At 49.5% G+C, this 10,696-nt stretch carries 12 protein-coding genes; 6 read left to right on the top strand and 6 right to left on the bottom strand.

Annotation, left to right across the window (positions count from 1 at the left end; translation table 11 throughout):
• The first annotated feature begins 108 nt into the window (after positions 1-108).
• Positions 109-1,458 carry an MATE family efflux transporter gene (locus DWZ56_RS03870; protein WP_118555070.1) on the top strand — a complete coding sequence of 450 codons (1,350 nt, stop codon included), beginning with the start codon at positions 109-111 and terminating at the stop codon, positions 1,456-1,458.
• Between the two features lie 33 nt (positions 1,459-1,491).
• A complete protein-coding gene (locus tag DWZ56_RS22670) occupies positions 1,492-1,638 on the top strand; it encodes a hypothetical protein (protein ID WP_158584434.1) in 147 nt (48 codons plus the stop codon).
• Between the two features lie 50 nt (positions 1,639-1,688).
• Here the strand turns inward: DWZ56_RS22670 and DWZ56_RS03875 are convergent, their stop codons facing one another.
• The 3 genes from DWZ56_RS03875 to DWZ56_RS03885 form a co-directional block, all read right to left on the bottom strand.
• Positions 1,689-1,970, bottom strand: coding sequence for a GNAT family N-acetyltransferase (locus DWZ56_RS03875; protein ID WP_118555071.1), 282 nt, complete (start codon positions 1,968-1,970; stop codon positions 1,689-1,691).
• A gap of 77 nt (positions 1,971-2,047) precedes the next feature.
• A complete protein-coding gene (locus DWZ56_RS03880) occupies positions 2,048-2,701 on the bottom strand; it encodes a DUF3298 and DUF4163 domain-containing protein (RefSeq protein WP_118555072.1) in 654 nt (217 codons plus the stop codon).
• An 89-nt stretch (positions 2,702-2,790) separates the two neighbouring features.
• Positions 2,791-3,222 carry a helix-turn-helix domain-containing protein gene (locus DWZ56_RS03885; RefSeq protein ID WP_158584435.1) on the bottom strand — a complete coding sequence of 144 codons (432 nt, stop codon included), beginning with the start codon at positions 3,220-3,222 and terminating at the stop codon, positions 2,791-2,793.
• Between the two features lie 427 nt (positions 3,223-3,649).
• Between DWZ56_RS03885 and ilvN the strand changes: the two genes are divergently transcribed.
• On the top strand, positions 3,650-4,162 hold the full coding sequence (ilvN, locus tag DWZ56_RS03890) for an acetolactate synthase small subunit (RefSeq protein WP_118555074.1): 513 nt from the start codon (positions 3,650-3,652) through the stop codon (positions 4,160-4,162).
• A 143-nt stretch (positions 4,163-4,305) separates the two neighbouring features.
• On the top strand, positions 4,306-5,316 hold the full coding sequence (ilvC, locus tag DWZ56_RS03895) for a ketol-acid reductoisomerase (RefSeq protein WP_118555075.1): 1,011 nt from the start codon (positions 4,306-4,308) through the stop codon (positions 5,314-5,316).
• A gap of 144 nt (positions 5,317-5,460) precedes the next feature.
• Here ilvC and DWZ56_RS03900 read toward each other — a convergent pair whose 3' ends face one another.
• From DWZ56_RS03900 to DWZ56_RS03910, 3 genes are all read right to left on the bottom strand, one after another.
• Entirely contained in the window at positions 5,461-6,960 is a 1,500-nt protein-coding gene (locus DWZ56_RS03900; RefSeq protein WP_118555076.1) for a PepSY domain-containing protein, read from the bottom strand.
• 16 nt (positions 6,961-6,976) lie between these two features.
• A complete protein-coding gene (locus tag DWZ56_RS03905; RefSeq protein WP_118555077.1) occupies positions 6,977-7,546 on the bottom strand; it encodes an RNA polymerase sigma factor in 570 nt (189 codons plus the stop codon).
• A gap of 99 nt (positions 7,547-7,645) precedes the next feature.
• Positions 7,646-8,575 (bottom strand): LysR family transcriptional regulator, encoded by a 930-nt coding sequence (locus tag DWZ56_RS03910; protein WP_118555078.1) that lies wholly within the window; start codon positions 8,573-8,575, stop codon positions 7,646-7,648.
• 124 nt (positions 8,576-8,699) lie between these two features.
• Between DWZ56_RS03910 and leuC the strand changes: the two genes are divergently transcribed.
• Both leuC and leuD read left to right on the top strand, forming a co-directional pair.
• Positions 8,700-9,962: a 3-isopropylmalate dehydratase large subunit gene (leuC, locus tag DWZ56_RS03915; protein ID WP_118555079.1), complete on the top strand. Its 1,263-nt coding sequence runs from the start codon at positions 8,700-8,702 to the stop codon at positions 9,960-9,962.
• Between the two features lie 188 nt (positions 9,963-10,150).
• A complete protein-coding gene (gene leuD / locus DWZ56_RS03920; protein ID WP_118555080.1) occupies positions 10,151-10,639 on the top strand; it encodes a 3-isopropylmalate dehydratase small subunit in 489 nt (162 codons plus the stop codon).
• The last annotated feature ends 57 nt before the right edge of the window (positions 10,640-10,696 follow it).

A 10,696-nucleotide genomic window follows, 5' to 3' on the forward strand; every position in this document is an offset into this window, starting at 1 on the left:
GCGGCATTATAGATCCGTATCATTGCAGATAGGAACATTTATAATACATGGACAGAAAGGTGGAACAGACTTGAATAAGGGATATTATAATGAAAGCGGTGATCAGAAATGGTAATGGATATGACAAAGGGAAAGCCGATGAAGCTTCTGATTCGTTTTGCCATTCCGATGATGATCGGAAACTTATTCCAGCAGCTATACAATCTGGTGGATACGGCTGTGGTGGGGCGCTGTATCAGTTCCGACGCGCTGGCGGCGGTAGGAACTACCGGAAATGTTATATTTTTTCTTTCCACAGTGATCATGGGCATGTGCAACGGTGCGGGCGTGACCATCGCCCAGTATTGGGGGAGTAAACGCTATGAAGATATGAACCGCTCAGTGGCGGCGCTGGTCAAAATCGAAGCGGTACTAATCTTGGTGGTTTCCGTCATCGGAACGGTATTCGCGCCGTCAATCCTGCGGCTCATTCAGGTGCCGGAGGAGATATTGGGTGATTCGGTTCAATACCTGCGCATCTGTGCCTCCATGTTGGTATTTTCCGCCGCATTTAACGCGTCAGGCGCGCTGCTTAGGAGCGTTGGGGATTCCAAAACCCCGCTGTATGCGATGATTGTCGCGTCCTTTACCAATATCTCTTTAAACCTGGTCTTTGTTTTGGTATTTCATATGGGAGTTGCCGGCGTAGCGTATGCGACCGTGATCGCGCAGCTGTTTTCGGCTCTGATCTGCATCGTACATATTTACAGGCATAGAGAGCAGCTGCATCTTAGCAGAAAATACCTTCACAGTGACCGGTCGATGATTCGGATCCTGCTGCGCATGGGGGTTCCCACCGCGCTGCAGAGCTCTATGATTTCCCTGGGCGGCATGAGTGTGCAGGGATTGGTCAATACCTTTGGCACGACGGTTATGGCCGCCTACACAATGGTGCTTCGGATCGACTCGGTAACCATACAGATCATCACCTCCATAGGCGCGGCGATGTCCGTCTTCACCGGACAAAATATAGGCACGGGCAACTTTGAAAGGATCCGTGACGGGCTGCGCAAAACGCTGTTTTTGATGGTGACTTCCAGCGTGGTGCTGGCGATGCTGGTGCTCTGCTTCCGACTGCCGATTCTGTCCATATTTTTAAATCCCAGTACGGACAGCGCCTCCATCGCCTATGGGAGCCAGTATCTGTCTATCATAGGGATCGCATATATGATTGCCGGCGTGATGAACAGCTATCTGAATGTGATCCGTGGTTCCGGGGATGTGGGAGTCACCGTGGTGACCGGCCTGTCAGAACTGGCCGGCAGAATCATATTTGCGTACACGTTAACCATTCCGTTCGGAGTCTGGGGAATCTGGCTGGCAACCCCGTTATCCTGGGCCTGCGGCTGTATCATCCCGGTAGTCCGTTATTATTCAGGCCGCTGGAAGAGCAAGAGCCTGGTTCGTGACAACGCCTGAACGGTTTCATAGATATTTATGGAGGAGAAAGTGATGAAGGGGATTCAGTGTATTGGTTTGCTTGCGGGGCTGTGCCTGGGGCTGCTGGCCGGTTTTGCGATGAATAACCCGCTGCTCGGTCTCTGCACCGGCATGGCGCTGGGCGGATGTTATGATATCTGGAAGAAGAGTAGAAAGTGATGATAAGAGCCGGTGCCGCACGTCATACTGCGTGCGGCACCGGCTCTTTATCAGTCCTCTTTTAAGACGTCTGCAAATTCTTCACGGTGCTTGTGAAACCAGGCGGAGGCATAGGAGCAGGAAAGCACTGCCTTTTTATGCTCCCGGCGTAGCTTTATTGCGGCCTCATACATCAGCTGCCCTGCGATGCCCTGGCCTCTAAGGGAATCGTCCACAAAGGTATGATTGATATCTACTGTATTGTCGTCAATATCAGGGAAAGTCACTTCCGTTAAAAGGCGGCGGCCGCTGTCAAAAAGTGAAATTTTGTTGGAACTGTGTATAAAATTCATAGAAACCATCCTCTCTGCAGATGCGGTTAACGGTTGTTACCCCATTATAACAGCGGAGCGGTTAGGCTGCAACAGATTCAAGAGTGTTTCTGCCCGAACGGAATCAAAAACTGCGGGATACCGCTGGAATAAGGTGCTATATCATATTGTTGAAAATAGATGACAATACCTTCGTCAGTCATGTAGAAATCTGCTGTATTGAATGATTCCTGCAGAAGTTTATGATAGTCCTCAAAGAACTGGTCCGGCGCACGGGATATCTGGAGAGCGATTTCAGCGAGCAGCCGCGCCTTGCAGTCAGTCCCTTCGGGATAAAAATCTTTTAGTTTCAGCCGCCTGCCGGTTTTCAGATCCCATGTGTCTGAATAGCGTTTTGTGGTGCCGTGAGCCCCGCCGGTGAACAGATAACGGTCGAAATACAGGCTGACGATTCCGTTGGCGTTATAGGTTACTTTATAAGTCACCATAGCCTCATATGGTATTACGGTAAGCGCGTGCTCCAGTGAATAATGAAACTGGTTCAGCGCATCCGGATAGAGTTCCAGCCGGCAGTACTTTTCGAATTCAGTCGCTTCTGTTTGGTAGAATTGGTTGATCGATGGTACTGTCTGCGCATAACGGACAGATTTCATCTGAGGATAGTCAATCTGATAGGTCAGAAGTGTGGTGCTTTGGTAACACAGCTCACCAGTCAGTGAGAGCCTGTTGATGATGATTGGATGTTCATTCATAATCCCCCTCCTTCATGCTGCCGGGCAGCGGACCAGTTTATTGCCGAAGTACTCATAAAATATATGCGGGGCAGAGTGAAAATAGACTTTCAGATGTTTGGCAGAGATGTATTCTTACATCGGTTGAATTCATTCTCTATCATGGAGGCGATGAAATATTTTCCGCGGTGATCCAGACAGTGAAACATCTGGATCAGCCGTTTGATATCCAGATAATCCCTGCCTTCGAGATAGGAGAGAAGATGGTTTCTGCGGGGAGAGTAAAAAGAGGACGGACGTATGAAATGCGGTGTGTGACAGAACAGGTAGCAGAAATCGGGAAGTCTGTATCCGAGCAGAATATGAGGAGGGACGTGATAGAGTATACAAAGCTTTTGCAGCAGTTCCACAGAAATCTTGTGCTTTTCACCGTTTTCCAGCCGGACCAGACAGCTGTAGCTGATCTTCAGCTTATTTGCGGCCTCTTTGAGCGTCAGCCCGTTCTGTTCCCGAGCCCGCCGCAGCTGCCAGCGAATTGCCATAGAATCATTCCTTTCGTGATATATTTTTGTGACAGAGATACTCTGCTGTTTTATCATTAGAAACGCATCAGCTGTATATTTATAACATCAAAAATAATTATTTCACGAAATATATGTGATAACATTAATGTTCACGGCTGCCGATAAAGCAGCGCATGTCTGGACAGAGTATGGTCCTCATTGGGATCCCTTGAAGCCCGCCGGTTCTTTCGCTGCGTAGTTTGCAGCGTTAGAACCGCTGCGCGCTTCACGGAGCGAGAGCGTGTCCCGATGAGGACCATACTCTGTCCAGACATGCGCGGGAAGTTTATGGCAACCGTGAATAGTAACGTGATAACAGAATATTCGACAGAAATTAAAGCTAGTAGTTGAAATTGAAAATTCATTGTGATAGAATAAAAGCCAAAAATATAAAAGAGGTTACATAATGCGAAGGATTGTATTATCATTATTGGTAGAGAACACGGCAGGCGTCCTAAGCCGTATTGCCGGACTGTTCAGCAGGCGCGGTTATAACATCGACAGCCTCACCGTAGGTGTGACAGATGATCCAAACCTGTCCCGCATGACCGTAGTGGCTAGAGGCGATGACGAGATCCTGGAACAGATTGAAAAGCAGCTGTCCAAACTGATCGATGTAATATCCATCAAGGAACTGCCGGAACACGCTTCTGTTACCAGAGAGCTGATACTGGTGAGGGTGCAGTCTAAACCGGAAGAGCGGCAGCAGATTATTGCTGTAGCGGATATCTTCAGAGCAAAGATTGTGGATGTGGCGGAAGATTCTATGATGGTGGAGCTCACGGGAAATCAGGTTAAGCTGGATGCATTCATCCATCTTTTAGGACAGTACCGCATCTTAGAGCTGGCGAGAACCGGCATCACAGGTCTTGGCAGAGGGATGAATCTGGAAGAGACAGAAGGTCCGTCCATCATTTAACAAGGGTAATTCTAGGCAGTTACTCCATCCAAACTCGCAGCCGGGCCTCGCTCCGGCAGAAATAGGAGAGAAGATGAGGCAGCCCCTTTGAATACATAAGGCAGCAGCTGCTGCCGGAAAATCAAAAATAAGGAGATAGAATCATGGCGAAAATTTATTACCAAGAAGACTGTAACCTATCATTGCTGGAAGGCAAAACGATCGCTGTCATTGGCTATGGCAGCCAGGGCCATGCCCATGCGCTCAATGCAAAGGAGTCCGGATGCAATGTCATCATCGGCCTTTATGAGGGCAGCAAATCCTGGGCTAAGGCGGAGGCACAGGGTTTTGAAGTATATACTGCAGCAGAGGCAGCTAAGAGAGCGGACATCATTATGATCCTGATCAATGATGAGAAGCAGGCGAAGATGTATAAGGAATCCATCGAGCCCAATCTGGAGGAAGGCAATATGCTGATGTTCGCACATGGATTCGCTATCCATTTCGGACAGATCGTTCCTCCGAAGAACGTGGACGTAACGATGATCGCTCCTAAAGGACCGGGGCATACGGTAAGAAGCCAGTATCAGGAAGGCCAGGGCGTTCCCTGTCTGGTGGCTGTTCATCAGGATTATACAGGAAAGGCCAAAGAAAAAGCGCTCGCTTATTCACTGGCAATCGGCGGAGCGAGAGCAGGCGTTTTACAGACCACGTTCAGAGAAGAAACAGAGACGGATCTGTTCGGGGAGCAGGCGGTTCTGTGCGGCGGTGTGACCGAACTTATGAAGGTTGGTTTTGAGGTGCTGGTTGAGGCCGGTTATGAGCCTGAAAGTGCATATTTTGAATGTATCCACGAGATGAAACTGATCGTTGACCTGATCAACGAGAGCGGATTCAAGGGAATGAGATATTCCATTTCAAATACGGCGGAATACGGCGATTACATCACCGGACCGAAGATCATCACCGAAGATACCAGGAACGCTATGAGACAGGTATTAAAGGATATCCAGACCGGTGTATTCGCGAAGAACTGGCTGTTAGAGAATCAGTGCGGATGCCCGAATTTCAACGCTATGAGAAGGATGGAGGCAAATCATCAGCTGGAGACTGTTGGCGAAGAGCTTCGTAAGATGATGTCCTGGACCAACAAGAACAAACTAATCGATAACTGATCCATCTCTTATGCCGGCTGATGCAAAAGCCGCATCGCGTGTCGGTAGACAGAATATAAAATGCGGTAGGGGATCCGCGCAGCGGATCCCCTACCGCATTTTTCAAAAGTAGTCCTGCAAAATTGCTTCCTGTGATATGAAAAATCAGTCGTCGATTTTTTCTTCCCATTTCAGGAATTCACCTGTATAAGCATCGATTTCAAACTCGTACTCATAAACCCCCTGTTTTGCTTCTCCTTCATAGAGCTGCACGCCGTCATCGTGGTCCAGCTTTAATTCTGTGATCAAAGCTTCCGGAACCCTGGACGAAACAAGCGCTCTGGCATCTGCATCCGAGATAATTCCGGCACTGCCTGCCGCGGCATTCGACTGGTGCACGGCGGCGTCATCCTCTGTTTCCTCTTTCCACTTCACAATGCTGCCGGTATTTGCATCAATCTCGATATCGTATTCAACGTATCCCACATAAGCTTCTATCTCATATACCGGTCTGCCGTCCTCGTAGTCATAGGATAAGTTTTTAATGACCGCGTCGGGCAGCTTTTCCATTACGAGCGCGCGCACGCTTTCTTCAGTGACCTTGACGCTGCCCTGTGTTTCAGCCGGTGCGGACGTCTCAACCGGTGCGGATTCGGAAGCGGTCGGCGCTGTCTGCGGCGTTTCAGCAGGATACTGATGATGATCACTCACTTCTTCTTCCCATTTTACGATTTCTCCGGTGTAAGCGTCTATTTTAAACTCGTATTCCATGTTATCCCTGATCAGTTCTCCCTCATATACCGTTACGGGATATTCATATTCAAGCTCAATCTCCTTTAACGAAGCGCCGGGTACCCTGGCCAGCGCGATTTCACTGGCGGCGTCAATGCCGATATAGGCGGAAGCATCGGTGGCAAAGGTGTTCATATTGACATTGGCATTGCGGCTGACAGAAGCGGTGATCTCGCCGATGGACATGGAGGCCAGAGCAGCGGCATCCAGGCCTGGATCCTGTTTTAGGAGCCGGCAGATAAACGCTGCCTTGCCTTCGGATATCTGATAGGTCTGCGCAAAATCCAGAATATAATCGTCGTCGCTTAAATCCTGATTGATTACGGTGGCATTTAAAGCGCTCTGCGCCAGTATCTGATTAACATCGTCAGAAACTGCGGCCTGCAGCGCACTTTCTTTCTCCTTATCGCTGCTGTGCACGGAAATCAGGATGGAATTGTTGATTTCGTTGATATACCCGTGTTTTACCATGGATCCGACGAGCGCGTTGACCGCTACGTTAAGATCCACTTTTTTCAGATCCATATCCTCCAGTATGACGTCCGCGTCATCGTTCAGCGCGATTACATCCAGCACCTTATCCTGGCGGTTGCATGTGATCTCCAGACTGGGATTAACGTCGATGCCGATCCGGGATACTTCCGCATTGCTGCGGATAAAACGGCTGCCGCCCGCAAACAGGGCCAACAGCAGCAGGGCGGCTGCCAGTCCTCCGGCCAGGATGCGTCGCGGCAATCTCTTTCTGTTTTTGTGTAGGACCTGTCCGGACTGCGCCGCCCGGTGCAGGTCGGCTGACGCCGCCTTTTCGTAAACATCCGGTGTGATGTCATTTACCGCGGAGCGGATACGCTGTTCTATTTCTCTTTTTTTCATTTTTTACCTCTCTTCCCTATGACAGATATTGCTGCAGCTTTTTCAGGCTGCGGTGGCTTTTGGACAACACGCTGCCCAGCGGAAGCCCCAGCATATCGGAGATTTCCCTGTATTTCAGACCGGATACGGCATGCAGTATGACGATCTGCCGTTCCTGTTCATCCAGCTGTGACAGGGCAGCCTTTAAAACCATCCGGTCCAGCGCATCACCGATGCCGGACAGATCCGGTTCATCTTCAGGCTCTGGCTGTTCGGAACATACGGTTCTGGCATCCGCGCGGAATTTCATATAGGCCAGATTCTTCGTGATGGTGAGCAGCCAGGCCATCGGTGTTCCCTGGGCACGGTAGAGATGCGCGGCTTCCCTGACTTTGATAAAAGTGTCCTGCATGATGTCCTCAGCATCGTATCTGTTTTTGACGATGGACAGTGCATAGCCGTAAACGGCGCGTGAAGCCTGCTCATACAATTCCTGAAATGCGGCCATGCTGCCGTCTGCGACCGCGCAGATCAGCGCTTCATCGGGTTTGCATCCTCCTGGGTGTCCGATATTTTGGATTGCTGTTAATAAAAAAGTTACTATCATGGGAGATCTCCTTCATACGTTCAGTGCTCGGAAGTCCGACATCTGATTACATCATAGTAATGCATGGGAAAGAGGTTTTATTGCAAAACAAAAAAATATTTATAACCGTTCAGACGGCGGGATATTTGGAAATTTATCCCTGTAAAAGCTAATAAAAGCATGCATCGCCCTGGTGGGAGGCGTATTTTTCCGGTAAACAAAACCGATGGTACGTTTTGCTAAGGGAGGTGTCAGAGGAATTTCCACCAGATTTTTGCATGCCAGATCTTCTTTGACGAAGTCCTTGATCACGCAGCCGATCCCCAGCCCGATGCGGGCAAATTCGATTAAGAGATCCATGGAGGTGACCTCCAGAACCTGTGCGGGTTCAATATGATGTTCGCTGAAATAGGCTTCGATGAATTTCCTGGTTATATTCTGGCGGTCCAGCAGCATGATGTTTCCGATCTCTAATATGCCGGCATCCATGACGTCCGTATGTTCCCGCAGCCTTAGATTCTCCAAATAGTTTTTGCTGACCACGAATCCGTCTTCAATTTCTGTTACCGGAAAAAATTCCAGATCATTCAGATTCTTTGGCTCGGCCACCAGACCGATATCAATCTGACGCTGTTCCAGCAGATCCAGCGTTTTCATGGTGGACTGGCTTAAAATATTGATCCGAATATGCGGATTCATGGGGATAAAATCTTTCAGATACGGAACCAGAATATACTTGCAGAGGGTCGTGCTGACCCCGAAGCGGATCTGCCCGATCCCCAGGGTGTGTATGCGGTGGATTTCCTGTTCTCCCATATCCAGCTGTTCAAACGCGGCGCGGACGTGTTCGTAGAGGACGCGTCCTTCCTCTGTGAGCTGTGCGCCGCGGGAACTGCGCACAAACAGCGGAACGTTCAGGCTGTCCTCCAGCTTGCTGATGGATTTGCTGATAGCGGGCTGGCTGATATAGAGTTCCTTGGCGGCCCGGGAGATATTTTCCGTGCGGGCTACCTCATAAAAAATCCGATAAGAAGACAGTGACTGGTCCATGATATCGTACTCCTTTATAACTTAAGATTATAATAAATATTCTTATTATGTATTTCAATTATATCAAATATGGTGCTAAAATGGCAACAGTGGATAAAATGGAATCGCAAAGGAGGCATTCATTATGGGGATGACAATGACGCAGAAAATACTGGCTGCACATGCGGGGCTGCCGGAGGTGAAAGCCGGGCAGCTGATCGAAGCCGACCTGGATCTGGTTTTGGGCAATGATATCACTTCTCCTGTGGCTATCCGGGAGATGGAAAATAAGATGACAAAGCAGACCGTTTTTGATAAAGATAAAATAGCGCTGGTGCTGGATCATTTTGTGCCGAACAAGGACATAAAATCCGCGCAGCAGTGCAAGTGTGTCCGTGAATTTGCCTGCAGACATGAGATTACGAATTATTTTGATGTGGGAGAGATGGGGATTGAGCATGCCCTTCTGCCGGAGAAAGGCCTGACTGTGGCAGGCGATGTGATCATCGGCGCGGATTCCCATACCTGTACCTACGGAGCTCTGGGAGCATTTTCTACCGGAGTGGGAAGCACGGATATGGCTGCCGGGATGGCTACGGGCAAGGCGTGGTTCAAAGTGCCTTCCGCCATCAAATTTGTTTTGACCGGCAAACCGGCCGAGTGGATCAGCGGCAAGGATATCATTTTACATATTATCGGGAAAATCGGAGTGGACGGAGCTCTGTATAAATCCATGGAATTTGTGGGCGACGGCATCGCGTATCTGTCCATGGATGACCGTTTCACCATTGCCAATATGGCGATAGAGGCGGGCGGAAAGAACGGGATTTTTCCCGTGGATGAGAAAGCTGCCGCCTATATGAAGGAGCATTCCAAGCGTGAGTTTACGGTATACGAGGCGGACCCAGATGCGGAATATGAACAGGTGATTACCGTGGATTTAAGCACATTGAAGCCTACCGTTTCCTTCCCGCATCTGCCGGAGAACACCAGGACGATTGATGAGGTGGGAGACATTAAGATCGACCAGGTGGTGATCGGTTCCTGCACCAATGGCCGCATGGAGGATTTAAGGATTGCGGCGGGGCTTTTAAAGGGCAGAAAGGTGGCCAAAGGCGTTCGCACCATCGTGATTCCCGCCACTCAGAAGATCTATCTGCAGGCGATTGAAGAAGGCCTGGTGCAGATATTTGTAGAGGCCGGCGCGGTGGTGAGCACCCCTACCTGCGGTCCCTGTCTGGGAGGATATATGGGCATACTGGCGGAAGGCGAGCGCTGCGTCTCCACCACAAACCGCAATTTTGTAGGACGCATGGGCCATGTGACTTCGGAGATCTATCTGGCGAGCCCTGCTGTTGCGGCAGCCAGCGCGGTAACCGGCAGGATATCCTGTCCATGTGAGCTATGAGCTGGGATATCTGGCGGAAGATAATTGTACACAGGTCATCAACCTTCGGTTGGTGACAGGAAAATAGGAAGCACACTGAAGTGTGCGTAGGTCATCAACCTTCGGTTGGTGACAGGAAAAATAGGAGGCACACTGAAGTGTGCGTAGGTCATCAACCTTTGGTTGGTGACAGGAACGGAGGTTGTTTTATGAAAGCAAAGGGAACTGTATTTAAATATGGAGACAATGTAGACACCGACGTGATCATTCCCGCGAGATATTTGAATGTATCGGAGCCGTCGGAGTTAGCTTCCCACTGTATGGAGGACATAGATACCGAGTTTGTTAAAAAGGTAAAGAAAGGTGATATCATCATAGCTGATAAGAATTTTGGCTGCGGCAGCTCCAGAGAGCATGCGCCCATCGCAATCAAGGCGTCCGGCGTCAGCTGCGTGATCGCTGAAACCTTCGCCAGAATTTTTTACCGCAATGCTATTAATATCGGCCTTCCCATTATCGAATGCCCGGAAGCGTCCGCCGGCATCGGGGCAGGGGATGAGGTAGAGGTAGATTTTGACAGCGGTATGATCTATAACCGGACCAGGGGCACTCAGTTTAAAGGGCAGGCTTTTCCGGAGTTTATGCAGAAAATCATAACAGCTGGCGGGCTGATTAATTATATCAACAGTCAGAACTGAATTTAATGAGGAATGGGGACACATTCTAAAGTCAGAAATGGGGCCGGCTGATCCATG

The organism is Lachnotalea sp. AF33-28, assembly GCF_003477885.1.
Taxonomy (GTDB): Bacteria; Bacillota; Clostridia; order Lachnospirales; family Lachnospiraceae; genus AF33-28.

Coding starts and splice junctions, on each gene's coding strand:
- leuC (WP_118555079.1), top strand. CDS start 8,700: ATGGGGATGACAATGACGCAGAAAATACTGGCTGCACATGCGGGGCTG.
- DWZ56_RS03880 (WP_118555072.1), bottom strand. CDS start 2,701: ATGAATGAACATCCAATCATCATCAACAGGCTCTCACTGACTGGTGAG.
- ilvC (WP_118555075.1), top strand. CDS start 4,306: ATGGCGAAAATTTATTACCAAGAAGACTGTAACCTATCATTGCTGGAA.
- DWZ56_RS03910 (WP_118555078.1), bottom strand. CDS start 8,575: ATGGACCAGTCACTGTCTTCTTATCGGATTTTTTATGAGGTAGCCCGC.
- ilvN (WP_118555074.1), top strand. CDS start 3,650: ATGCGAAGGATTGTATTATCATTATTGGTAGAGAACACGGCAGGCGTC.
- DWZ56_RS03870 (WP_118555070.1), top strand. CDS start 109: ATGGTAATGGATATGACAAAGGGAAAGCCGATGAAGCTTCTGATTCGT.
- leuD (WP_118555080.1), top strand. CDS start 10,151: ATGAAAGCAAAGGGAACTGTATTTAAATATGGAGACAATGTAGACACC.
- DWZ56_RS03900 (WP_118555076.1), bottom strand. CDS start 6,960: ATGAAAAAAAGAGAAATAGAACAGCGTATCCGCTCCGCGGTAAATGAC.
- DWZ56_RS03875 (WP_118555071.1), bottom strand. CDS start 1,970: ATGAATTTTATACACAGTTCCAACAAAATTTCACTTTTTGACAGCGGC.
- DWZ56_RS22670 (WP_158584434.1), top strand. CDS start 1,492: ATGAAGGGGATTCAGTGTATTGGTTTGCTTGCGGGGCTGTGCCTGGGG.
- DWZ56_RS03905 (WP_118555077.1), bottom strand. CDS start 7,546: ATGATAGTAACTTTTTTATTAACAGCAATCCAAAATATCGGACACCCA.
- DWZ56_RS03885 (WP_158584435.1), bottom strand. CDS start 3,222: ATGGCAATTCGCTGGCAGCTGCGGCGGGCTCGGGAACAGAACGGGCTG.